General features: G+C 63.2%; 24 protein-coding genes and 1 pseudogene. 6 read left to right on the top strand and 19 right to left on the bottom strand.

All coding sequences use genetic code 11. The features are described from left to right. Positions 1-18: 18 nt before the first annotated feature. From ACP7AL_RS19000 to ACP7AL_RS18965, 8 genes and pseudogenes are all read right to left on the bottom strand, one after another. Positions 19-591: a 3TM-type holin gene (locus ACP7AL_RS19000; RefSeq protein WP_425993490.1), complete on the bottom strand. Its 573-nt coding sequence runs from the start codon at positions 589-591 to the stop codon at positions 19-21. Continuing rightward, the gene (locus ACP7AL_RS18995) at positions 578-1372 is read right to left on the bottom strand and encodes a glycoside hydrolase family 108 protein (protein ID WP_425993489.1); all 795 of its coding nucleotides are present in this window, start codon (positions 1370-1372) and stop codon (positions 578-580) included. Before ACP7AL_RS18995 ends, ACP7AL_RS19000 begins: the two co-directional genes overlap by 14 nt. Continuing rightward, positions 1372-3024 carry a DUF2793 domain-containing protein gene (locus ACP7AL_RS18990; protein ID WP_425993605.1) on the bottom strand — a complete coding sequence of 551 codons (1653 nt, stop codon included), beginning with the start codon at positions 3022-3024 and terminating at the stop codon, positions 1372-1374. Before ACP7AL_RS18990 ends, ACP7AL_RS18995 begins: the two co-directional genes overlap by 1 nt. A gap of 6 nt (positions 3025-3030) precedes the next feature. Next, a pseudogene (locus tag ACP7AL_RS18985) lies at positions 3031-3609 on the bottom strand (phage portal protein); the annotation flags it as partial. Between the two features lie 216 nt (positions 3610-3825). Continuing rightward, positions 3826-5094 (bottom strand): DNA-packaging protein, encoded by a 1269-nt coding sequence (locus ACP7AL_RS18980; protein ID WP_425993604.1) that lies wholly within the window; start codon positions 5092-5094, stop codon positions 3826-3828. After that, positions 5081-5794: a hypothetical protein gene (locus ACP7AL_RS18975; protein ID WP_425993488.1), complete on the bottom strand. Its 714-nt coding sequence runs from the start codon at positions 5792-5794 to the stop codon at positions 5081-5083. The genes ACP7AL_RS18980 and ACP7AL_RS18975 overlap by 14 nt, the downstream gene beginning before the upstream one ends. Positions 5795-5973: 179 nt before the next feature. Beyond that, on the bottom strand, positions 5974-6138 hold the full coding sequence (locus ACP7AL_RS18970) for a hypothetical protein (RefSeq protein WP_425993487.1): 165 nt from the start codon (positions 6136-6138) through the stop codon (positions 5974-5976). Between the two features lie 207 nt (positions 6139-6345). Beyond that, positions 6346-6723, bottom strand: a complete 378-nt coding sequence (locus ACP7AL_RS18965) for a response regulator (RefSeq protein WP_425993486.1) — start codon at positions 6721-6723, stop codon at positions 6346-6348. Positions 6724-6849: 126 nt separating this feature from the next. Here ACP7AL_RS18965 and ACP7AL_RS18960 point away from each other — a divergent pair, with 126 nt between their 5' ends. Together ACP7AL_RS18960 and ACP7AL_RS18955 are read left to right on the top strand one after the other, a co-directional pair. Further along, positions 6850-7035, top strand: a complete 186-nt coding sequence (locus ACP7AL_RS18960) for a hypothetical protein (protein ID WP_425993485.1) — start codon at positions 6850-6852, stop codon at positions 7033-7035. 136 nt (positions 7036-7171) lie between these two features. Continuing rightward, the gene (locus ACP7AL_RS18955; protein WP_425993484.1) at positions 7172-7414 is read left to right on the top strand and encodes a hypothetical protein; all 243 of its coding nucleotides are present in this window, start codon (positions 7172-7174) and stop codon (positions 7412-7414) included. 96 nt (positions 7415-7510) lie between these two features. On the opposite strand, the gene ACP7AL_RS18950 is transcribed toward ACP7AL_RS18955, so the two are convergent. The 4 genes from ACP7AL_RS18950 to ACP7AL_RS18935 form a co-directional block, all read right to left on the bottom strand. Further along, entirely contained in the window at positions 7511-8221 is a 711-nt protein-coding gene (locus tag ACP7AL_RS18950; RefSeq protein WP_425993483.1) for an RES family NAD+ phosphorylase, read from the bottom strand. Beyond that, positions 8218-8616, bottom strand: a complete 399-nt coding sequence (locus ACP7AL_RS18945) for an MbcA/ParS/Xre antitoxin family protein (RefSeq protein WP_425993482.1) — start codon at positions 8614-8616, stop codon at positions 8218-8220. The genes ACP7AL_RS18950 and ACP7AL_RS18945 overlap by 4 nt, the downstream gene beginning before the upstream one ends. Before the next feature lie 574 nt (positions 8617-9190). Continuing rightward, positions 9191-10774, bottom strand: coding sequence for an MDR family MFS transporter (locus ACP7AL_RS18940; RefSeq protein WP_425993481.1), 1584 nt, complete (start codon positions 10772-10774; stop codon positions 9191-9193). Positions 10775-10966: 192 nt separating this feature from the next. Further along, entirely contained in the window at positions 10967-11485 is a 519-nt protein-coding gene (locus ACP7AL_RS18935; RefSeq protein WP_425993480.1) for a YcgN family cysteine cluster protein, read from the bottom strand. A gap of 323 nt (positions 11486-11808) precedes the next feature. Between ACP7AL_RS18935 and ACP7AL_RS18930 the strand changes: the two genes are divergently transcribed. Genes ACP7AL_RS18930 through ACP7AL_RS18920 form a run of 3 tightly spaced genes read left to right on the top strand, consistent with a single transcriptional unit; the run spans position 11809 to position 15245 of the window. After that, positions 11809-14079 carry a transglycosylase domain-containing protein gene (locus ACP7AL_RS18930; protein WP_006019832.1) on the top strand — a complete coding sequence of 757 codons (2271 nt, stop codon included), beginning with the start codon at positions 11809-11811 and terminating at the stop codon, positions 14077-14079. Positions 14080-14103: 24 nt separating this feature from the next. Next, the gene (locus ACP7AL_RS18925) at positions 14104-14682 is read left to right on the top strand and encodes a DUF1214 domain-containing protein (RefSeq protein WP_425993479.1); all 579 of its coding nucleotides are present in this window, start codon (positions 14104-14106) and stop codon (positions 14680-14682) included. Further along, on the top strand, positions 14679-15245 hold the full coding sequence (locus tag ACP7AL_RS18920; RefSeq protein WP_006019830.1) for a DUF1254 domain-containing protein: 567 nt from the start codon (positions 14679-14681) through the stop codon (positions 15243-15245). The genes ACP7AL_RS18925 and ACP7AL_RS18920 overlap by 4 nt, the downstream gene beginning before the upstream one ends. Before the next feature lie 70 nt (positions 15246-15315). Here ACP7AL_RS18920 and ACP7AL_RS18915 read toward each other — a convergent pair whose 3' ends face one another. The 4 genes from ACP7AL_RS18915 to ACP7AL_RS18900 all read right to left on the bottom strand — a co-directional run bounded on the left by ACP7AL_RS18915 (position 15316) and on the right by ACP7AL_RS18900 (position 17620). After that, a complete protein-coding gene (locus ACP7AL_RS18915) occupies positions 15316-15933 on the bottom strand; it encodes a TerC family protein (protein ID WP_425993478.1) in 618 nt (205 codons plus the stop codon). A gap of 221 nt (positions 15934-16154) precedes the next feature. Next, complete coding sequence (locus ACP7AL_RS18910) at positions 16155-16496, bottom strand: hypothetical protein (protein ID WP_425993477.1); 342 nt, start codon at positions 16494-16496, stop codon at positions 16155-16157. A 132-nt stretch (positions 16497-16628) separates the two neighbouring features. Further along, positions 16629-17357, bottom strand: a complete 729-nt coding sequence (locus ACP7AL_RS18905; protein ID WP_425993476.1) for a hypothetical protein — start codon at positions 17355-17357, stop codon at positions 16629-16631. 56 nt (positions 17358-17413) lie between these two features. Beyond that, complete coding sequence (locus ACP7AL_RS18900) at positions 17414-17620, bottom strand: hypothetical protein (protein WP_425993475.1); 207 nt, start codon at positions 17618-17620, stop codon at positions 17414-17416. Between the two features lie 126 nt (positions 17621-17746). Between ACP7AL_RS18900 and ACP7AL_RS18895 the strand changes: the two genes are divergently transcribed. Then, a complete protein-coding gene (locus ACP7AL_RS18895; protein WP_425993474.1) occupies positions 17747-18742 on the top strand; it encodes a DUF2336 domain-containing protein in 996 nt (331 codons plus the stop codon). Positions 18743-18744: 2 nt separating this feature from the next. On the opposite strand, the gene ACP7AL_RS18890 is transcribed toward ACP7AL_RS18895, so the two are convergent. From ACP7AL_RS18890 to ACP7AL_RS18880, 3 genes are all read right to left on the bottom strand, one after another. Next, a complete protein-coding gene (locus tag ACP7AL_RS18890; protein WP_024921679.1) occupies positions 18745-19092 on the bottom strand; it encodes a DUF1491 family protein in 348 nt (115 codons plus the stop codon). An 86-nt stretch (positions 19093-19178) separates the two neighbouring features. After that, a complete protein-coding gene (locus ACP7AL_RS18885; protein ID WP_425993473.1) occupies positions 19179-19808 on the bottom strand; it encodes a peptidoglycan-binding domain-containing protein in 630 nt (209 codons plus the stop codon). After that, positions 19801-21561, bottom strand: coding sequence for a PAS domain-containing sensor histidine kinase (locus tag ACP7AL_RS18880; protein WP_425993472.1), 1761 nt, complete (start codon positions 21559-21561; stop codon positions 19801-19803). Before ACP7AL_RS18880 ends, ACP7AL_RS18885 begins: the two co-directional genes overlap by 8 nt. Positions 21562-21823: the final 262 nt, after the last annotated feature.

Raw genomic sequence — 21823 nt, 5'->3', positions numbered from 1 at the left:
GTTACTTTTTCTCCATACTCACTTCTTCTTCACGACCGCCTTGACCAGTTTGTCGAGCACGCCGGGGGTCTCCTGGCCGGTTGCGAGGCTGAGTTTTTCCCGGGTCCGGCCGCTGACATAGACGCCTAACACGCCGAATCGGAACCCCCAATAGCTCACCAAGAGGCCGGTCGCGCCGATCAGGGCGTTGATCGCCGTCATGTCGCCGGTCCAGAACTCGTGGACCAGAACGGCCCACAAGGCTGCGCATTCCAGGGTTAACTCCAGAGCGTAAAACGGACGCCACAGCCTTTGAACGACATCCTCGCTGCCAAGTTCCGCGCGGATCGTCGCCTGCGTTTCGGCAACCGAGCCGCGCACCGCCTCCGCCTCGGCGCGGACGGCCTCCGTCCAAGCGTTCTCGGCCAGCGCGATCCTGTCTGCGCCGCAGGACGGCAACGCCTTGCCGACCGCCTCCGGCGTTGGCTCCGATGCGCCGACCACCTCGGCCAGGATGCGCCCCGCCGCGCCGCCGAGCGGGCCGCCAAGCGCGGTTCCCAGTATCGGCGCACCGAGCCCGATCACCTGTTTGGCGAGACTAGCCCAATCCATTGGACGTCCTTTCTGTGAATGCTGTGACCGCCGCTTCCTGAGCGGCGCGATGACGCCAGCGCCAGATCAGAAACACGGCGACTGAAGCTGCAAGCGCTGCTGCGACAACCAGTGCGGCGACTTCAAAGCGCGACGTGGTGGCGGCCGCGGCAGCGCCCGCCGCAATCACCGCGCCCGCCGACGCGGGACCGGCTGGATTTTTCACAGGCACAACGGCCTTGCCCGCAGAGGTTTCGGCAGACGTTGCCGCAACCGGCGTTCGCCCTTGCGCCATCGCCAGCGCCGCAACGCGCACGCCATTGACGCGCGCCGTCCAGCCGCGTCCGAACACCGGAAAGATTTTCAGCCCTTGCAGGAACGCGAGCCGTTCCGCGCAGATCGCGGCAACGAGATCGCCAGCGTTGCGCCTGGATGTTGCCGCGATGACGTCGTTCGTGACCGCGCTGGTTGAGTCCGGCATCTCGAGCACGCGGCGCAGGACCTTGCCGGCACGGCCGATGCCGGAGTTCACGCCGTAGTCGAACACCGCATAGTCGACGCCGGCGGGAAGCTCGTCGCAGCGCATCGCATTCCAGTAATGCTTGCGATAGATTTTCCGCGCGGCGCTTTGCGGCATCGTCCGCACATCGTCCGCTGTGGCGTTGCCCTTCCAGTAACGCCGCGCGTCGGCAAGCGTGATGCCGAAATTGGTCGGCCCGCCCGGATCGGAGGGATGATCGGTGTAACCGCCTTCGTCCTTCAGCAGCCGCGTCAGCGCCGCGTTGTAAGATTCCGCGGCCATCAGTTGTACTGCCCGCCGGTCGCTGTCGTTCCCGCGGTCGAACCGGGCAATGTCGCGCCTGATGACAGGATCACGCCATTCAGCGTCACCGAGTAGCGCGATCCCGTTGCGGAGCCGGAATACGTGTTTGAGACCGCGACGATCTGGGCGACGATGGTTGCGTTGGCAAAAGCCGTGAAGGCCGGCGTGCCGGTCAGCGTGACCGTGCGGCCGATCACGGCGATCGAACCGCCCGCAGTTTCGCTCCACCAGTGATAGAGCGAACCGCCGGAAATGGTGTAATCCGCCGACACCGCGATCTGCCCGGCGTAACTGCTATGCATGTGCGCAGTCGCGCAGGTGCCGAACTCCATCTTGCCGGTGACGTTGATACGCCCGGCCTTCGTCGCGTTCAGGCCGCTGCCCGCCGTCGCGGTCACCAGCTTGAAGCCGCCGATCCCCAGTTCGGCGCCATTCGAGACGCTGACGGCATCCCCGGTGACGCTGATGACGACATTGCCCGGCGTGGTGGTATCGCCCTGAAGCACCGGCACGCCGCCGACGAACGGGCTCGTTACGCTCACACCGGCCGTGTAAGTGCCGTTGCCGACCTGGATCGTGACTGCCTTCCCGTTCAGATCGAGACCTGCAACGGCACTGATCGCTTTCTGAATCGTCAGAAAAGCGCCGCCTGAGACGTTCGACAATCCGTCGTTGCTGTCGCTTCCGTCGGTTCTCACATAATATGTGCGGCTGGCAGCTAGCGTCTCGCGGCCGCCAGGACGCGACATCGCACGCCAGCGTGCGGCGGTGCCGTCGTAACGCAGCAGCGCAGCCTGCTTTCCGGCAATCGTCAGATCGGTGCCAAGTGCGAAGCGGTTGGCGGCCGTCGATGACGCGCTCTCGTTGAGCAGCGAAATGATCTGGCTGCCGGTGTTGATGAGAGCGATCACGCGGCCCTCCGCCCCGCCCGCCAGTCCCGACACACTCCGCAGCGTGTCGGACGACAGGTTGAGAACCGACACCGCGCCGAGACCGGACGGATTGTAATCGTTCTGGTTCGCCGTGATCTGCGACGGCGAGATCACGCCCGTCAGCGACAGACCGCGCGGAAACGCGGCATTGCCAGAACTCTGGTCGATCGCGAGCGCCTCGACGAATGTTGAGCCGTCGCTGGAGACTTTCAGCTTGAAATCATCGGAGCCGATCAGGCCGAATTCGGCGCGGCCGGAAAACGCATCGGAGAATACGACCGACGCGGTCTTCGCACTGGCTTCCTTGGAAATTTGCACGCGCATGTGACCGGTGCCGCCGCCAGCGACGGAAACCGCATTGAACAGCGCCGCATTCGATTTCACGGTCAGCAGATTGGGAGCGCTCGCCGTATCGTTGACGCCGAGTTGTGCGACGCTGCCTGGCATCGCGCCAGCGCCGCCCGCGACATCGGTCCATGCCGTCCCGTCATAGACCAGCAACGCGCCATCGGCGTCGCACCATGCACACCAGCCGGACTTCGGGATCAGAAAGCGCCATGCGCCGTCTTGATAGGCGGCGACCGCGTCAGCGTGTCCGGCCCATGAGCCGGTCGCGCCGCTCGCGATGATATGACGATCGCCTTCCGCCGGCGTGGTGGGCGGCGCGGTGCGGTCGGCATCGAGAACGCCGATCTGCACCACGGCGTCGACCGCGACCGCTGCGGCCTCAATGGGCGCGAGGCCGTAATGATCGTCGAGCGGATGAAAGAATGTCAGATGGAGGATCGGCGGCACGCTCGAGCCAAGCTGATCGAAGCGTACGCTGCGTCCCGCGACGCTGTATTCGTAGGCTTCCGCCCAGCCGTCGTGCCCGGGCACCACCTTCATGCGGTCAGGCCGCAGCGCGTAAAGCTCGCGCACCTCCTCGCCGAGCGCAACGGCCTCGACATAGGCATTTCCCGCAAGCAGCATGTGCGCGTACAGCGCCTCGAAAAAACTCGCGCCGTCCTGCCGCGCATTGGGCCGTGTCAGAAGCTGCAGCAGGGGATGCGCCTCGCGCTCCTGCGCGCCCTCATACAACAGAAACCCGCACGACGCGGCGTTCTCCGCGATCAGCCGCACGGCGCGATGCACGATGGCGTTGGCGAGATAACCCTCGCGCGCCAGCGCCGCATAATCGCGCGGCGTCCATCGTGCCCGTCCGCCGGACTCGAATGCGAGCACCTGCGCGGTGCGCGAGGCTTTCGCTTCGGGAGCGCGGAAGAGGTTTTTGAAGTTGAGCATGGGAGTCCTTTCTCTCACGAGGCAGAGAGAACGTCGGGGCAAGCATCATCATCAGGGTCGTCCCCACGAAAGCGGGGACCCATACTCCCTGAACTATCGTTATGAACGCAGCAGTTTCGATGCGTCCTTTATCGTCACATCATTTGGTGATTATGGGTCCCCGCTTTCGCGGGGACGACATCGTCAAAAATTGCCAGGCCGCGCATAACAGCTAACCTACAATCCCCGCACCCGCGGCTGTGCTCGTGCCGTGAACGTCAGCGACGCGATCGCCCACACCAGCGCATCGAGCCGGTCCGGCGAGCGGCCGGACGTCAGCCCGCCCGGACCGAAGTCGCACATCTCGTCTTCCAGCGGGGGAAACATGCCGGCATGTTTAACGCGGCCCTGCTCGTAGAGTGTCGCGACGGGCTCGGCGCGCAGATATTTCCCGCGATGCGCGCGGACGGACACCACCGGCACGCTGGCATCGACTTCATTGATCACCGAACGCACCATCTCGCCGCCCTGATTGACCTCGGCGACAAGCGCATCGGCTTCCAGCTTTCGCCACAGTGCGATGGCCTTCGCTGCCCACACCGCAGGCGTCGCTTGCGATACCGTTTCGTCGGCGATCACATAGATCGCGCCCTCGCCCGTGATGCCCGCCGCGACAATGCCGCAGGCGTCCGCGCGCTTGCCAGACGAGGCCGGCGGATCGACCGCGACCACGATACGCGAAAGCGGCGGCGCGTCGCTCACACGGCAAGTCTCGATCAGCGCCCGCGACCACAGCGCGTCGGGGCGATCCTCGATGATCTCGCCGTCCAGTTCCTGCCGCCCGAGCCGCGTATCCTTGTAGCGCGCGAGCACGCCCTTCAGGAATGTCGGCGCAAGATGGTATGCGTTGGCCTGTGTGCCTGCGCGCGTCACGACACTGGTCGGCTCCAGCATCAGCCGCTTGATCAGCGCGGTCGGCCGCGGCGTGGTCGTGATCAGTTGCCGCGGCTGATGGCCGAGGCGCAGACCGAATTGCAGCATGTCGAAGGTCGCCTGCGCATAGCGCCACTTCGCCATCTCGTCGGACCAGGCGCAGCCGAATTGCGGCCCGCGCAGACTTTCGGGATCTTCCGCGGAGAAGGCATAGGCCACCGCGCCGTTGCTCCATTCCAGCCGCCGCCGCGACGAGGTCCACACCGGGCGTTCATCGCGGCGATGAACGGCGAGCAGGCCGGAAATTCCCTCTACAATCACCTCGCGCACATCGTGTTCGGTTTCGCCGACCAGCGCGATGTTGGTCACCGGCGCATCGGCCAATGGCGCAAGCCCGAGCGCCTGCGCCCTCACCCATTCCGCGCCGGCGCGTGTCTTGCCGGCGCCGCGCCCGCCGATCAGCAGCCATGTCAGCCAGGGTTGGCCATTCGGTGCCAGGAGTGGCGGCACCTGATGATCATGCGCGAACACATCCCACCGGCCGAACAGCAGCTCGAGTTCAGCCCGGCTCATCCCCTCGATCAGAAACCGGCGCTGCGCTTTCGACCAGCCCTTCCAGGCGTCGCGAAAGCTCGCGGCGGAATTCGTCGAGGTCTCGGGGGATGGCATCGTCATCGGCCTTCGCGTTGTCGTCAGTCCCACGCTCCTGCTCACGCAGCCGCATCACTTCTTTCAGTGTGCGCGCGAGTGAGGCCAGCACCCGGGCGCGGCTTTCGGTCTCGATGCGCTGCGCGGGATACAGCCGCGACGGGTGACCGACGATGCGCTCGATCTTCGACAGTTCGCGCTCGATCGCATCGCTGACCCGCGCAACCATCGAAGTCGCCGGCGTATCGCCTGGCGGCGGATCGGCCGCGATGTCGGTGGCCGTCTGCTTTCTGGGCTTGAGACGCGTCGTCCGCCGCGCGCTGCGCGCCGTGATCGCCTCGTTGGCGTCATGATCGTTCGGATCGGCGACAAGATTGCCGGGATGTTCGTAAGTGACTCTCGCACGCGGACGCTTTTCCCCTTCAGGCTTCGCCGCGGTGGGCTTCCTTGCAGTCTTCGCGGCAATCTTTCCGGCGCGGCTCTTTTTGACGGGCGCCGTCTTGACCGCGGTTTTCCTGACCGTTTTCTTGGCAGTTTTCCTGGCCGTCTTCTTCACAACCGTCTTGCGTGCAGCCTTCTTCGCCGCCGGCCTCTTGACCGGAGCTGAAACAGGCTTTTTCGGCATTGTGAAAGCTCTCGTATCGAAACGAAAACGCCGCGCTCAAGGCGCGGCGATCAACCGATTATTGCTGTCATTGCCGGGCTCGACCCGGCAATCCATCTGCTTGAGGAAGCTGTCCGGTGGATGCGCGGATCAACCCCGCGCATGACACTCAGAGCATCACGCGATGCCGTTCAGCGTGCCTACGTCCGGAAGAAAATGAACCAGATGATCGCCAGCACAAAGCCGGCAGCGATGGTGCTAATGGTCAGCAGCGCCAGGACGGACGGTCCCGGTTCCCCCTGCCGCGCTTCGGTCGGCGTTTCGACAACCCGCCGATGTCCTTCTGCGTGTTCGACTTTTGCCATTGCGTCCTCATTCACTGGAATGCGCGAAACGGCCCGCGCATCATATGAAGGGCAACGCCCGATGGCAGATGAGGTTCCTGATCGAACCGATGCCGCCGCGTGCATGTCTCTCAGGCACAACTCTGGAGCATGCGATAACCCTACTGCGGGAGCGTTACGCTGTCAAGGACTATTTTCCTAGAATCGACCCTGCTGAAAACCGGTCCGTCAGTGCACCGTGTGCCGCTGGCGCGAAATCTCGGCCTGCCGCAAAATTTCAAGCGGCAGCCACGGCTTTTGCATGAACATGGTATTGTCGGGGACATCCTCGATGGCCTGCTCCGATGTCACGATGACATCGATATGCGGAAACCGCTCCATCGCGATCCACGCCAGTTCGATTCCCGACATCTCGCCGTGAAGATCCGCGTCGGTGAACATCAGCATCAGGTCCCCGCCGGTTTGTTCAAGCACGGCGGCGGCCGCCTCGGCGCTCCTGCACTGAATGACGTTGAGATCGCTCTCCTCGAAAATCAGGCTGACGAGCTCCCGCTGCAGCTGATCGTCTTCGACGACCAGCACAGTCTGTTTCAGGGCGTGTCCCATGGGGTCTCCCCTTTCCATGAAGAAAGGCAATGCACGAAGGCGGGAGAAGTTCGCCTGATGCCGAGGAACCAAATCAGCAATGTCACGTTTTCCTTCGCGTTACGAGTTACACCATCGAGGTACATCGTGAAGCAAACCGTCGATCGCGTGATGAAGGCGTTCGCACAAAAGCATAAGGCGATGACGCCCGAACAGGAGCGCCGCGTTCGCAATGAGGTTTCCGATTTCGTTGCGAAACTTCTCGAGACGCGCGCGTCGCAGTTCACCAAATTCGGCAATGCGCGGCTGCGGGAAACCGAGCCGCATATTTAGTTCTCATTCGACAGAAGCTACCGCAAAACTGCATACCCGCCGGACCGAGGCGGGTTTTTCATCGCCGAATGGAACTCCGCGGGAGGAACCGGAATCCTCGAAAGCCGTTTCCACCTCACAGTGTGGAGACCCGATCATGACAGCTCAAGAGCATGTTCTCGACGCGGTTCTACGGGCACAGGGCGTTCTGGCCGACTATATCGAACCAGGCCCGCGCGACTGTGCCCAGACGCTTAGCAAGCTTTACGCGATCTTCGCTGACGACAGGCTGACCAACGCCGTCAACACTCTGAATCTGGAAGCCGTTCACGCGGCAATGGCGTCGGCGGATACGTCCAAGCAGATATTCACCTCTCCTCGTCGTCGAACCAGCGGTTGACGCGACCGCCATTCGTATCGCGCGCCGCTCCTGCGGTCACATCGTATGGGATATGAGCAATCTGGATCGTGGTGGCTCGCAACACGACTGGTGGCGCTAAGACGCGCTCACCCACCTCTCCTCTTTGTAGTCGAACCAGCGGCTGAAGCGCCTGCCGTCCCATTCGTATTGCAGATGCCGCTCCTGCATGGGAACGCCGGCGACATCCGGCCAGAACGCGGCGATGCATGAGCCGCCCTCGTCCCGCACGCTGGGATAGACAATGCCGTCGCTGCCGTCGTCGCGCAGCTTCAACGCAAACGGCCGGCTGTGCGCGTAGCTCTCGCTGTCCAGGATCAGCCGCCTTGTCTTGTCGTCGAGCTTCGTCACGTCGTGAAGTTTCGCATCGACGTGACCGAGCAGCACGCGCATGTCTTCCCGGCGCGGCGGGTCGCTGGAATCCGCTGCGAAGCGCGCGAAGTGATAGCCGGTTTCCCTGATTGCGGTGGGCAACGTGCGCGCGGCGTAATAGACGCCGTAGCTGCCGTCCGAAAAACGCGAGCCATTGCGGTTCACATGGGTGAACGGCGCCATCACCCACGATGCGTTCGGCCCGGTCACGCGCCGCTCCGGCGGCACCAGCGCGATCTCGCCGGCCTCATCGCGCAGCCGTGGATTGGTCGCCTGTTCAAGATCGGTCAGCACATCCCAGACGGCAGGATCATCCGAGACGCGCTCGAACAGCGCGATCGGCGGATAGCGCGAGGCGATGATGCGCCATGCTTCCCGCCAGCGCACACGCGTGGTGTCAGGTGCTTTTGCCGTCACGACCACGGCGCGCGCGCGGCATCGACATAGGCGCGCACCGCCGCGAGATCCGTCACGTCCCCGGCGGTCATTCTTGCCAGCGGAGTCTGTCCGGCGAACGAACGGTTCGGCCGCAGCACCCAGCCGTCGGCCAGCGCGGCATCGGAATAGATGATCTGCAACGCCTTCCAGATGCCGGCGACATAGCCGATCCGGCGCAGCGTATCGTCCGGCAGGCGCGCGGCCTTGCCGCTCTTCCATTGAAAAAACGTGCGCTCCGGAGGGTTGCCGAGGATGCGCCGCGCGTCGCTGTTGCCGACGCCCCAGCGGGCCATGATGCGGAAGAAACCTTCCAGCGCGAGGCCGTGACGGTCGGCAGGAACAAGTTCCGATGCTGTCTGCGATTTTGCAGGCATTTGCCTATCCTCTGCAATCTTGCATAAGATAGGAACCTTGCCTGCGGGCGTCAACGGCTCATCCGGCCGCTATGGGGCCGCCGGAATGACACTTCTGGAGCATGCCGGAACCGTAACCCGGCAGTGTCACGCTGTCAAGGATTTATTTCCTATCTAGGGACAGCCGCGCGGCCCATCCGGCGTCGGTCGCATCCCTTAATAACTTCCTCGTCAAGAAGTAGCCGCGCGGGCCGGGATGCAGACTCCCGTCGCAATCCGCTGCGGGATACGCCTCTCGCAATAGCTGTTGCAGACGGGCCCGTTCAGTCTGGTGCATTTCGCCATGCAGGCAGCATAGGTGCAGCTCACACCCATGGGTTGGGAGGCCGCCGCCGTTCCCGGGAATGAGGTTGCACTTGCGATCAGATGAACGATCAGCCAGGCCGAGTTCAGCATGCTGCCACTGCTCCGTTCGCGGAGTGCAGCACGACAGGGGGTCGCGTGCAACGCAGCCGGACACCTTGTTGCCATTCCCGCCTTATGCGCCGAAGTTCGTCACCGTTTCGCCTTATCGCGCAAACAGCGGGATCAATCCCTACTCCGCCATCTCGGCGGGGGCCTGTTGCGGCCCCGCCAGCGGGCGCTCTTCCATCAGGATCACCAGCGTCGCGGCGGTCGTCAGCAGAACCGCGGCGGCGGCGAACACGTAGCGGAACGCGACGATCATGTCGCTCGCGGCGATCGCATGCTTCGAGCCGATCTGATGTTCGGCGCCGATGGTGAGGTTGCCGCCGAGCACCATCAGCAGGATCGCGGTGAACACCGCAACGGTGAACGACGCCATCAGCGAGCGGAAGAAATTCATCGCACCGGTCGCCGTGCCGACCTGCATGCGCGGCACTGCGTTCTGGATCGACACAACGCTGACCGGAAACACCGTCCCGAGACCCACCGCCATGAACGACAAGGCCGCGAGCAGTTGCCACAGCGGCAGCGGCGTCGCCACTGCGAGCGCCGTCGCGGCACACGCTGCGACGGTCACACCGCCGATGGCCGCGCGCTTGTAGTGTTTGGTGAACATCATCGCGCGGCCCGCGGCCCATGCGCCGAGCACCGACACCGCGACCAGCGGAATCAAGGCGAGGCCCGCTTCACTCGCGGACAATCCGTACACCACCTCGTAGTAGAGCGGCATGTGCACTGTAAGGCCGATCATCGTGCCGATGGCGCAGCCGCCCGCCGCCATCGCGTACGGCACCACCGATCCCGACAGCAACGGAATCGGCAAGAACGGTTCACTGGTGCGCTTCGCATGCCAGACAAATGCGACGCCGAGAAATAGCGCCGATCCGATCATGGCGATAATCGCGGGCGATGCCCAAGCGAAGCGGTTGCCGCCCCACGTCAGCACCAGCATCACGATCACGGCGGATGCCATCAGCAGCACGCCGCCGAGCCAGTCGACCTTGCGCCTGCGGTGAAACACGGGAATCTTTTTCATCTTCGGCAGCAGCAGCGCCAGCGACAGCGCGCCGAGCGGCAGGTTGATCCAGAAGATCACCGACCAGTGCAGATGCTCGGCGAACAATCCGCCGAGCACCGGACCGCCGATGCCGGCGGCGACCCACACCGACGAGAAATAGGCCTGGTATTGGCCGCGTTCGCGGGGTGTCACCACGTCGGAGATCACCGTCTGCACCAGCGGCAGGATACCGCCGCCGCCGATGCCCTGAAGGGCGCGCGCGAGAATCAGCGTCAGAATATTCGGCGCGATGGCGCACAGCACGGAACCCAGCAGGAACAGCGCCAGCGAGACGATGATCATCGCGCGGCGGCCGTAGATGTCGCTCAGCGTGCCGTAGACCGGCGCGACCGCCGTTGATGAAAGCAGATAAGCGGTGATGACCCACGACAGATTGCTGACGTCGTGAAACTGCCGGCCGATGGTCGGCAGCGCGGTCGCGACAATGGTCTGGTCGAGGGCGGTGAGGAACATCGTGAGCATCAGGCTCAGCAGGATGGTCCGCACTTCGCTCTTCGAGAGCGGCGGCGCCGGCACGATCGGCGGCGCTTCCGACAGATCGATCACTTCGCTGGCGATGTTGGCAACGTCGTCCGGTGTATCCAGCGCCTGCGCCTCATCGGCCATATCGCCGCGCTGTCGATGTGTCTCGGTCATGAGGCTGGACGAGGTCCGGAAAATGTTTCTGAAGAAGGATCAAGCCGCAAATGACTTGAACTCGAAATGTACGGGATGACACCAGCCTTATCCTGTTTCGCGCGGCTTCATAAGCGGCGCAGGCGCATGGGTGCACCGCGCGGAAGGACCATCACGTGGGCGTTATCCGTCGCCTGATATACCGTGGATAGGTTACTTGGACGGTGGCCGCTGCTTCATCCGCGCCCGCTTCGGAATCACGCCGGGCCACTGCACGATGTGGTCCTCAAGATCGGCTTCCTCGATCTCGTCCTCGCTGCCCCACACCCTGCCCTGCACCGAAACGCCGGCTTCATGGACGGTGTTGGGGTCGCCGGAAATCAGTGGGTGCCACCAGTACAGATCGCGGCCCTCGGCCACGAGCTTGTAGCCGCAACTCGGCGGCAGCCAGTTCAACGTCCGGACGTTCTCCGGCGTCAGCCGCACGCAGTCGGACACCTTGGCCGACCGGTTGGGATAGTCCTTGCAGGCACAGAGCCCGGCATCGAGCAGCCTGCAGGAGATGTGGGTGAAATAGATCTTGCCCGTATCCTCGTCTTCCAGCTTTTCCAGGCAGCAGCGCGCGCAGCCATCGCACAGGCTTTCCCACTCGCTGTCGGACATCTCCTCCAACGTCTTGGTTTTCCAGAAAGATTCGCTTTGGGTCGAGGGCGGCCGAGGCCGGGCTGTCATGGCTTTGAACCTGCTGGGATCCTGAAGCGTCCTTACGCTAATATGGTGCTTTATGAGCCTTGGCGGCTGTTGCGCAAGCGGCAAGGTGCCGGTCGGTGTTGCCGGCGCCGAAAAACGTGGGCAGCATTCACCGTCATCATTAAAAAACCAACGCGGCCATTGGTTTATGGTTCATGGTCGGCTAGAAGATGGCGGATTCCCGCTGGCAAAATCGGCCCTCCGGTCGCCTTGGGGATGCCGCAAATTGATCAGCATCGTTTAACCAGCGCTTTTCATCCGGCGACTCGTGATCCCGTTTCGCCGCGTCATTATCAAGGGTTCCGGTGCGCCAGATCGTACCCAGCGAGTGGAAGAAATGGTTCCGGCACTTCCTGCTGGACCTCGACGCGCGAATTGATTCCTCGCTGTTTAATTCGGCTGTCGGCCTGCGCGAGCTCTGGGAGCGCTATTCGACCTTCATGGATCGCTTCTATGTCGGCCGCTGGAAGCGCTGGGTTTTCATCGAGCCGCTCTCCGAAGGCGCAACTATCGGTCTCGCCGGCCTTGTTCTGATGCTCGCGCTGGCCATCCCGGCATTTCGCGAAACTTCCGATGACGACTGGCTGAAGAAATCCGATCTCGCCGTGACATTCCTCGATCGCTACGGCAATCCGATCGGCAGCCGCGGCATCAAGCACAACGATTCGATTCCGCTCGAAGATTTCCCCGACAACCTGATCAAGGCCACTCTCGCCACCGAGGATCGCCGCTTCTACGATCACTTCGGCATCGACGTCGCCGGCACAGCGCGCGCTCTGATGACCAACGCGCAGGCGGGCGGCGTCCGGCAAGGCGGCTCATCGATCACGCAGCAGCTCGCGAAAAACCTGTTCCTCAACAACGAGCGCACCATCGAGCGCAAGGTGAAGGAGGCGTTCCTTGCGATCTGGCTGGAAACGCGGCTGACCAAGAACGAAATCCTGAAGCTCTATCTCGACCGCGCCTATATGGGCGGCGGTACCTTCGGCGTGGACGGCGCGGCGCACTTCTATTTCAACAAGTCCGCACGCGACGTGAACCTTGCTGAAGCCGCGATGCTCGCCGGCCTGTTCAAGGCGCCGACCAAATACGCACCGCACATCAACCTGCCCGCTGCCCGCGCCCGCGCCAACGTCGTGCTCGACAATCTGGTCGACGCCGGTTTCATGACCGAGGGCCAGGTGTTCGGCGCACGCCGCAATCCCGCCAACGCCGTCGACCGGCGTGACGAGAACTCGCCCAACTATTATCTGGACTACGCCTTCGACGAGATGCGCAAGCTCGTCCTGACATTCCCGAAGTCCTATATTGAACGTGTCTTCGTGGTCCGCACCGCCATCGACATGAATGTGCAGCACGCCGCGGAATCCGCCGTCGAAAACCAGTTGCGCCAGTTCGGCCGCGACTATCACGCGACCCAGGCCGCCGTGGTTCTTGCCGATCTCGATGGCGGGGTGCGCGCCATGGTGGGCGGCCGCGACTACGGCGCCAGCCAGTTCAACCGCGCTGTCGATGCGATGCGCCAGCCCGGCTCCTCGTTCAAGCCTTACGTGTACGCCACTGCGCTGATGAACGGCTTCACGCCAAAATCCATTGTGGTGGACGGCCCGGTTTGTATCGGCAACTGGTGCCCGCAGAACTACGGACGTTCGTATTCGGGTTCGGTGACGCTGACGCAAGCGATCACGCGCTCCATCAACGTCGTGCCCGTCAAGCTGTCGATCGCGATGGGCGGAAAAGGTGGCCCGCGCGCCGGCCGCGCGAAGATCGTCGAGACGGCGCGCAAGATGGGCATCACCGCTCCTCTGGTCGATACGCCGTCGCTGCCGATCGGCTCGACCGAAGTGAGCGTCGTCGAGCATGCGGTCGCTTACGCCACGTTCCCGAACAAGGGACGCGCGGTGAAGCCGCATGCCGTGCTCGAAGTCCGGACCGGCGCAGGCGATCCAGTCTGGCGCTGGGACCGCGACGGCAGAAAGCCGACGCAAGCCATCCCGGCATCGGTGGCTGCCGACATGGCGGAAATGATGAGCCACGTGGTCGACGAAGGCACCGCGCGGCGCGCCCAGCTCGACGGCATTCCCGCCGCCGGCAAGACCGGTACGACGAACGCGTTCCGCGACGCATGGTTCGTCGGTTACACCGGCAACTTCACCGCAGCCGTGTGGTACGGCAACGATGATTACTCATCGACCAACCGCATGACCGGCGGCTCGCTGCCGGCGCAGACATGGCACGACGTCATGGTCGTCGCGCACCAGGGCGTTGAAATCAAGGACATCCCCGGCATCGGCGCCGGCAAGAAGCGGCCTGACGCTGTTGCTTCGGCCAACGCCAACGCGAAGGCCTCCGAGGTCAATCCCGGTCCTCCTCCGGTCCTGACCCGGCGTGGTGCGAATATCCTGGTGCGCGTCGAGAAGTTGTTCGATGATGCCGCCAAGACCGTCGCCGTGCCGGGCAAGACGTCCTCGAATGACAACGGCAAGCCGGCGCCGGCCTCCAGCGTGGCTTTCCCGGACAGTTTCGCATCGGCAACCGATCAGCCTGCGGCGGCCCAGCCGCCGCGCAAGAACTAACCGCGTCATGAGTGCGCTTCGATCGTGCGGCTGATCCTCATCACCCTTGTTACACTGATCATCGCAACCATCGTCGGCCTCGGTGCCACATGGATGACGGCGACGCGTGGCGTCAATGTCGGCACCATCAAGATCGGCGCGTGGACCGCCCGGCCCCGGACCGGGACCAGCAGCATCGACCCCTACTCGCGCGCCTCCGTCGCCCGCAGCGGCGAGCTTCCGGTCGGCACCGGTGACGGCGTGTTGTTCACCGCAAACAGGGACGATGCAGGCCGCGCGCTCGACGGACGATGCGATGTGGTCGTGAAAGGCGTGACGCCTGCTGCGCGTTTCTGGACCATGACGATTTACGATACCAAGGGCCAGCTCGTCGCCAATTCGCTCCAGCGCTACGGATTCACCAGCCAGGAAATCGTTCGCGGCTCGGACGGAAGCTTCGAGGTGCGGATCACGTCGCGCGCGCGCGCCGGCAACTGGCTGCCGACCGGCGGCCTTGACCGGTACATGCTGGTGTTGCGGCTCTACGATACGCCGGTCGGCGTCGGAACGCGTACGCAGAAGGATGCGCCGATGCCATCGGTCAGCACGGTGAGCTGCCCATGATCCGGTGGCTGTTCGCAATTCTCGGCGGCGTGCTGCTCGGCGGCGTGGTTCACCTCGTGAGCGTGCTGGTGCTTCCGCGGGTCGCGACGCTCGACGCCTATTCGCGTCTCGCTCCGATCACCAAACTGAATGCTGTGACGGCGTTGCCGGCGGCCGCGCCGGGCAGCGCTCCGATGCCGTTCATGGACCCCGCCTTCGCCAGCGCAGCCTGCCGCTACGATCTTTCCAGCGGTCCGCTCAAGCTCACCGTTCCGGTGAGCCAGGCCTATACCTCGGTGTCGTTCTACACGCGCAACGATGTCGCGTACTACGCGATCAACGATCGCTCCGCAGGACGGCGCGTGATCGAGCTCGACCTGATGACGGAAGCACAGCATGCCGAACTGCCGGAAGACGAAGAAGTCACCGCGGCCGACCGCCTGATTATCGACTCGCCAACCACGACCGGCCTCATCGTGCTCAAGGCACTCGCGGCAGAGCCAGGCCTGATGCCACAGGCGCAGGCCTCGCTGGCGGCAGCAAAATGCGGCCTGCAAACCGAAGCACCGCAAGCCAAGCGGTAAATTTCCAGATCAGCGACACAGGTAACGCCGCCCGCAACAACAAGATTGCGGGCGGTACTACCGATGTCGTTCACTTCAGGTGTGGCCAGATCTCCAGAGCGCCGCGATAGATCATCTCGCCGGCGACATAGAGAATAACCGCGAGACCGACATAAGCGATCCAGCGATGCTTCTGCAGCAGCTTCGCGATGAACGACGCGGCAAGACCCATCAACGCTATCGACAGAGCCAATCCAAAGACCAGCACCATGGGATGCTCGCGCGCCGCGCCGGCGACCGCGAGCACGTTGTCGAGCGACATCGAGACGTCGGCGATAACGATCTGCCATGTGGCCTGGGCCAAAGTCTTGGTCGGGGCTCCTGAGGTCTCACCATCAGGCGTCATAACGTGCTGTTCATGACCGGCGCTCAGCTCACGCCACATCTTCCAGCAGACCCACAGCAGCAGGACGCCGCCCGCGAGCAGCAGACCGACGATGGCCAAGAGCTGGGTCGTAAGAGCTGCGAAGACAATTCGCAGCAGCGTCGCGGCGCCAACGCCGATCAAGATCGCCTTGTTGCGCTGCTCTTTTGGCAGACCCGCAGCGGCAAGGCCGATGACGATGGCGTTGTCGCCCGCAAGAACAAGGTCGATGAGAATGACCTGAACAAGTGCGGTCAGGGCTTCGGGGGTGATAAGTTCAAACATGAGCCGGGCTTCCCTATTTTGTGGAAGAGCGGCCCCTGTCGCAGGCGAACACGATGCAGCACAACAAGCATCACGCATCGACTTTTCAGTCAGTGCATCACGCTGCCGGACAACAGCCGTATAGTTTAAAGGGCCACTCCAATTGAATTCCAGTCCGACATCGCAGCTTCACGCTGCCAGAGGGGCCCGGCCTGGTCGTCTAGCTTCTAAAACGTCTCCCGTTACTTGGAGTCAGTTCTGCGTTCGAACAGATGCTCGAAAAGTTGTGCGACCTGCTCCGGTTCTCCCAGCACGGATGCTGCGCAACCGGTGATAACGAGGCCGCCGGCGACATCCCAGAGATTCAAATTCTCCGTGTTCTTCTTGGTCTTGACCGACAGCGCCGTGATCGCGGCAAGAGCTGCTGCCGCGAAAAACAGCACACTGAGCGCGGGTAGGACCAGATGCGGTTCAAGCGTGTAGACAATGAAAAACGCAGGCACAGCAACGGCGAAACTCAGCGCAATCAGAGTTCCAAAAGATCTTCCGAGAAGAAACAATCTTTCGACCGGGGAACCTGTCATTCCATCCCCCATCTTCATCTCAGGGCAAATCAGTTGGTTCGATGTCTTGAAAAAACAAACAACTGATTGCAGGCGGACTCAACGCGGCGTTCCGCCGCGTGTCGGAACGTCGCAGAGATTCTGGATTTTGATTTATCCGCCGACGCGCAGCGCGCGGCCGACAACAGGCGTCGCCTTGATCCACAGTTCCGATGCGCGCTGGGACAATTGAACGATCAAACGATCCGCATCCGCCGCCATCGGATCAGGCGCCTGAATCACCAGCCGATCAAGCGCCCACCGATACGACGCCACGCGCTGCTGCAGACACTGCTGCGCCCACTGCACGACCAGAACGTTCTCGCGCATTCGCGCCTGCGCGTCATCGTATTCGCGCGGTGAGAGATCGGCGACGATGCCGAGCGCCTTGTTGCGCTTGATGTCGAGATCGTTGACTTTCAGGGCGACGGGAATGAACTGATCCAGCATCACGCCGTCGTTGCGCACATCCTCTATCAACCCCCCGTAAGCCGCAGCCTGTGACCGGTGCGGCTCGTCGATCATCCGCCGTCCATAGAGCGTCCGATCGAAGACAACGTTCTGCCGCCAGGGCGCGGGTATTTTTTCGTAGTCACCGAACACCGCTTTCCATGCCGGGTGTGAGTGCGGCGGCTCGATAAAGTAGTAAGCAAGATCGCGCAGCGAGCGCTCCAGATCCGTCAACTGGAATTGCGACGGATAGCCGCCCAGACTCTTGGTCGCCTCGGCGCCGACCCATCTGTGCATGTCTTCATGATAGAACGTCGCGCGGGTGCGGCCGAAATCATCGCTCGGGCAGGCGAGGCTCGCAACGAATGGCAAAAGATAGAGCGGATTACACATCGCGGTCCGGTCTGAAAGCGTTATCGATCCGGCGAGCCTTTCGCCGGGAAACCTATTCAGGAACGCGCCCTGCGCTTGCGACGGCGTCCCGGAGCCGTTCCCTCCCCCGGTCCGACTCCATCGCTGGTTTCGTCAGCGTAGCGCTCGATCCGGATGGCTGGGAGAATCAGGATCGTTGCCGTTCCCTCGCGCGGGACCATGTTCATGTCCGGCCCGGCGCGCCGCGCCGCTGCACCAGCCGGAAATTCAACAATGATGCCCATATCGATCTCTCCTGACCGCCTGCTTCCTGCGCCGGCGGCACCCGGTCATTAAGAGTGGTCATGGTTAATGGGTTGTTAACAGGCGATCGATAACGTCGGGCCCAGACTTAAACCCGCGTATCCGGCATGACGACACCTCCGATGTTTCACGGCTTCGATGGCCTGATGACACTGTCCCGGCGCGAGGGCGTCGACATTCGCCCGACGCTGCTTCGCGTGCTGACCGACCTTTACGTCCAGACCAGCGACCACACCCTCGACGAGGAGCGGCAGTTCGCCGAACTGGCCACGCGTCTGATCGATGAGGTCGACGATGCCACCCGCGCCGCGGTGCGCGCGCGCCTGGCGATCTACCCGAAAACGCCGCGTGAAATCGCCTGGAAGCTGCAACTGAAACACACGACAGACAGCCGGGTCGTTGTGCGGGACGACGAGCACATCCTTGACGACACGCTTGAGATCGAACCCGCGGCAGACTTCGAGATCGTCTCCGACTCCGAAGCGCCAGCCGCCCCCATCTTGCCCGCGCCGACCCTGTCGATGCAGCCGGACGATGCAGCAAAGCTGATCGAGATGTTTCTGACCGCCGACAAAGGCCACCGTGCTCAAATGCTGTATGGCCTGACCGATACGCCGCTGAAACCGTCGACGCCGGTCGATCCGCGCCGCGCCGCGCGCGCGGTCGCAGCGCTGGAGCAGGCCGCGCTGGCGGCCGATTCCGCTGGCTTCGCCGCCGAACTCGCCGACGCGCTGATCCTGACGTCGCGAGTCGCCACCCAGATCGTCAACGAACCGGGCGGCGAGCCCCTCGCCTGCGCGCTCAAGGCGCTCGGCATGCCGGGCGAATCGTATCAGCGCGTGCTGCTGTTCCTGAATCCGTCGCTCGGCGCGTCGGTCATGGAGGTCTACCGGCTGGCGCGCCTCTACGAGGTCATCGAACTGCGCACCGCACTGATCATGCTTGCCGCATGGCGCGGCTCGGCACTTGCCACCACGCGGGCAAAATATCGCCCTGCACTCTATGACGACGAGCGCCAGCGCGCCCGCTCAACATCCCTACAATCGCGCCCCACAGCCCAGCCGGGGACGCGCGTCACCACCCGCAACACGTCTCGCGGCTAGGTTTACGTCTTCGCTATATCGAGGAAGTGACGGCCTTCCTTGTCCTCGACTTCCACAATCCAGACATCCGGATCGAAACCGATCTCCTTCGCAAGACGCGCTTCGATGACCTGCTCGTCAACAGCTTGCGGCGGCGACTGAATGAAAGCCCGTTCCATGGGGTGGCTATCGTCGTAGGCGGTTTGCGGCGCAGGAACGAACAACATCGCCGTGCCGTTCATCAAGGCGATCTTCACAAATACCGCGCCGGCCTCCTCCGCTCCGCGACGCCGGACCGCGCCGAACATGCCGACGCCCTGGCATCGCCGCAGATAACCCGCGACCCAGATGGATGTTTTCAAACGAGACATGAGGCTGGACCGACCGGGCGAATGGAAGACAGAGAGGTGCTACCACAGTCGGAGCGCGGCCCGTCTATCCATTTAAGAGGGGCCGCCTATTCGATCGGCCGTCCCGTCAGAACGGTCAGATCGCGAATCAGGCGGTCGGACAACTGGCCGGTGACCGGCATCTTGCGATCCCGCTCGAACTTCTGGATCGCGGCCTGCGTGTCGGTGCCGACAACGCCGGTGGGCTTTAGCTGGCCATAACCGTACTCCGTCAAGGCACGCTGAACAGCCGCGATACGCCGCGTCGACACGATCAGATCGCCAACCGGATCGCTCTTGGCCGCGTGAACGGCGGCCGGAGGCCGCGGCGCGGCAGACGCTGCTGCCTGCTTCGCTGGCGCAGGCGATTCCAAAGGCTTCTCGACAACACGCGCTTCCGCCTCTGGCGGACGAACGCGCGGCAATGGCGCGGGGGCCGGAGCTACCGCCGGCAGTGACGACACCGAAGCGGTGCTGAACATCGGCGACGGATGACGCCCGGCCTGCAGGAACATCGCATTGGTGACGATGGCGATGACCGCCGCGAGCGCCGCCGTTGCCGCCAGGGTGTCCTTCGGGCTGTGCAACAGAACGCGCATGATCAGGCCACGCTCGGACTCGGCCTCGACCGCCGCAACTGCGGAGGCCCGGCGGCGGCGGCGTGGTTTCTCGTCGTCTTCTGCAATCTGCCTAGGCACTTTTCTTCACCTGATAGTCTTGATGTTCGGCGCGCTGGGGCGCCAGGGTCGCGATATTGCTGGGCTTCTCGGCCGGGGGCGTGAACGTGATCGGCAACGCCACCGTGACCGTCGTGCCTTCGTCGATCTGGCTTTGCACCGTCATCTCACCGCCGTGCATCGCAACGAGGCTCTTGACGATCGAGAGGCCAAGTCCGGTGCCTTCGTGGCGGCGCTGATAGGTTTTTCCCGCCTGAAAGAACGGATCGCCGATCCGCTTCAGATCCTCGGCGCCGATTCCGACACCGCTGTCGATCACGCGAACCAGCAGGCGCGCCCCTTCGATCCCGGCGGTGACGGTGACCGTGCCGCCGCGCTCCGAGAACTTGATCGCATTGGACAGCAGATTCAAAATCATCTGTTTGAAGGCGCGCGGGTCTCCGGTGATTTGCGGCAAGTCCGCCGGCGCGCGTGTCACGACATCGATGCCGTTTTCGCGTGCTTTCAAAACCATCAGGTTGCAGCAACTGACCAGGGACTCGCGCGGCGAGAACAGTTCGGGAAGAATCTCGAAGTTGCCGCTTTCCATCTTCGACATGTCGAGAATGCCGTTAACCACCGACAGCAGGTGCAGACCGGATTCGTTGATCAGCTTGGCGTACTCCTGCCGCCGTGCCGCGTCGATCATCATCTCGTCTTCGCGCACGATCATCTCCGAGAATCCGATGATGGCGTTCAGCGGAGTGCGCAGTTCATGGCTCATCGTGGCGAGGAAGCGCGATTTGGACGCGCCTGCCCGCTCAGCCTCCATGTGAGCATTCTCCAGCGCCTGCTCCTGTAGCTTGCGCTCGGTCACATCGCGCATCACCGCAACCACTTCGACACCCGGATCGGTCAGCGATCGCGACGTCGCATCGATCGGGCGGCAGCGCATTTCGATCCAGATGAATTCGGTGGCCGGTGGCCGCTCATGATCAAAGCTGCGTACAGCATCCCGCTTGACCCGAAACTCGACGCTGCGCTCATCGCCGCTGCGCGCGGCCTCCGAGAGAGCGGTCAGATAGGCCGGCCGGTCGGCTACATGAACACGGTCGAACAGACCATGCTCCTGAAGCAATGCCGCAGGTGTGCCAAGCAGCGCTTCCGCTGCCGGCGAAATAAACCGGATCGCGCCATTTCGGCTATGCCGGGAAATCACGTCGCTGATGTTATGCGCCAGCAGCCGATAGCGCTCCTCTTCGACCATCAGCAATTTTCTGCTCATCTGCGCCAGCGATTCCGCGCTGAAAGCCAGAGCCGACGCATAGATCGTTGCCGAGGCAATGCCGAGCGCCTCGAACAGCGAACTGTATGAAGCGGGCACCTTGGAAGCCGGAAGCGCGCCGAAAGCGTCGATCATGACCAGACCCAGCGCGCAACCGAGCGCCAGCACGACGGCAATGACAACGGCACGCCGCGAAGCGGACAACGCCGCATCGAGCGGAACGGCCACAAGCCAGATCGCTGCGAACGACGAAATTCCGCCGGTATTGATGCAGACCGCCATGACCACCGCCGCCAGCGCGGTCGATGACAGAATGTGCGCGCGCTCATAATGACCTGTGCGCGACAGATAATAGGAGACGAGTATGGGCGCGATCAGCCACGCGAACACCATGACCTCGACTTCCTGCGGAGCGCCGCGAACCGCGAGATAGAGCGGAAGCGATGCAAGTGCCGCAAGGCCGCCGAGCAGCCGCGGCCCGATGAAAGCGCGATGGCGGGCTCTCGTCATCAAATCCCGCCGCGCCGATGGATGCAGCAGCGAGTCCAGATGATCACGTATGATGGCGGACAATCTCACGTTGTTCTCACTGTTCGGCCGGTCGTCGTGTCGACTGCCGGAACGCCCCCGTTTTTCGTTTGGCCGATGGTGTCAGAGTGAACTTAAGCGAACGCTAAGGCGCGCTGCCGATTGCAAGTTACGCCGCTCGAATGCGCTGTTTTCGCGGACAATTGGCGATTTCATCCAGCCGAATGGTGAACGCGAAGTTTCC

It is taken from the genome of Afipia sp. DC4300-2b1 (assembly GCF_049895725.1).
GTDB classification, from domain to species: domain Bacteria; phylum Pseudomonadota; class Alphaproteobacteria; order Rhizobiales; family Xanthobacteraceae; genus Afipia; species Afipia broomeae.
The sequence above is the reverse complement of the archived record's forward strand: the minus strand, read 5'-3'. Positions and strand labels throughout refer to the sequence as shown.

What these genes read in the sequence shown, in the direction of transcription:
- ACP7AL_RS18945 (WP_425993482.1), bottom strand. Translation starts at nt 8,616, where the DNA reads ATGCCTGCAAAATCGCAGACAGCATCGGAACTTGTTCCTGCCGACCGT.
- ACP7AL_RS18970 (WP_425993487.1), bottom strand. Translation starts at nt 6,138, where the DNA reads ATGGCAAAAGTCGAACACGCAGAAGGACATCGGCGGGTTGTCGAAACG.
- ACP7AL_RS18910 (WP_425993477.1), bottom strand. Translation starts at nt 16,496, where the DNA reads ATGACAGGTTCCCCGGTCGAAAGATTGTTTCTTCTCGGAAGATCTTTT.
- ACP7AL_RS18890 (WP_024921679.1), bottom strand. Translation starts at nt 19,092, where the DNA reads ATGTCTCGTTTGAAAACATCCATCTGGGTCGCGGGTTATCTGCGGCGA.
- ACP7AL_RS18980 (WP_425993604.1), bottom strand. Translation starts at nt 5,094, where the DNA reads ATGAGCCGGGCTGAACTCGAGCTGCTGTTCGGCCGGTGGGATGTGTTC.
- ACP7AL_RS18900 (WP_425993475.1), bottom strand. Translation starts at nt 17,620, where the DNA reads ATGGGCATCATTGTTGAATTTCCGGCTGGTGCAGCGGCGCGGCGCGCC.
- ACP7AL_RS18880 (WP_425993472.1), bottom strand. Translation starts at nt 21,561, where the DNA reads ATGACGAGAGCCCGCCATCGCGCTTTCATCGGGCCGCGGCTGCTCGGC.
- ACP7AL_RS18940 (WP_425993481.1), bottom strand. Translation starts at nt 10,774, where the DNA reads ATGACCGAGACACATCGACAGCGCGGCGATATGGCCGATGAGGCGCAG.
- ACP7AL_RS18935 (WP_425993480.1), bottom strand. Translation starts at nt 11,485, where the DNA reads ATGACAGCCCGGCCTCGGCCGCCCTCGACCCAAAGCGAATCTTTCTGG.
- ACP7AL_RS18915 (WP_425993478.1), bottom strand. Translation starts at nt 15,933, where the DNA reads ATGTTTGAACTTATCACCCCCGAAGCCCTGACCGCACTTGTTCAGGTC.
- ACP7AL_RS19000 (WP_425993490.1), bottom strand. Translation starts at nt 591, where the DNA reads ATGGATTGGGCTAGTCTCGCCAAACAGGTGATCGGGCTCGGTGCGCCG.
- ACP7AL_RS18955 (WP_425993484.1), top strand. Translation starts at nt 7,172, where the DNA reads ATGACAGCTCAAGAGCATGTTCTCGACGCGGTTCTACGGGCACAGGGC.
- ACP7AL_RS18975 (WP_425993488.1), bottom strand. Translation starts at nt 5,794, where the DNA reads ATGCCGAAAAAGCCTGTTTCAGCTCCGGTCAAGAGGCCGGCGGCGAAG.
- ACP7AL_RS18895 (WP_425993474.1), top strand. Translation starts at nt 17,747, where the DNA reads ATGACGACACCTCCGATGTTTCACGGCTTCGATGGCCTGATGACACTG.
- ACP7AL_RS18905 (WP_425993476.1), bottom strand. Translation starts at nt 17,357, where the DNA reads ATGTGTAATCCGCTCTATCTTTTGCCATTCGTTGCGAGCCTCGCCTGC.
- ACP7AL_RS18995 (WP_425993489.1), bottom strand. Translation starts at nt 1,372, where the DNA reads ATGGCCGCGGAATCTTACAACGCGGCGCTGACGCGGCTGCTGAAGGAC.
- ACP7AL_RS18965 (WP_425993486.1), bottom strand. Translation starts at nt 6,723, where the DNA reads ATGGGACACGCCCTGAAACAGACTGTGCTGGTCGTCGAAGACGATCAG.
- ACP7AL_RS18920 (WP_006019830.1), top strand. Translation starts at nt 14,679, where the DNA reads ATGATCCGGTGGCTGTTCGCAATTCTCGGCGGCGTGCTGCTCGGCGGC.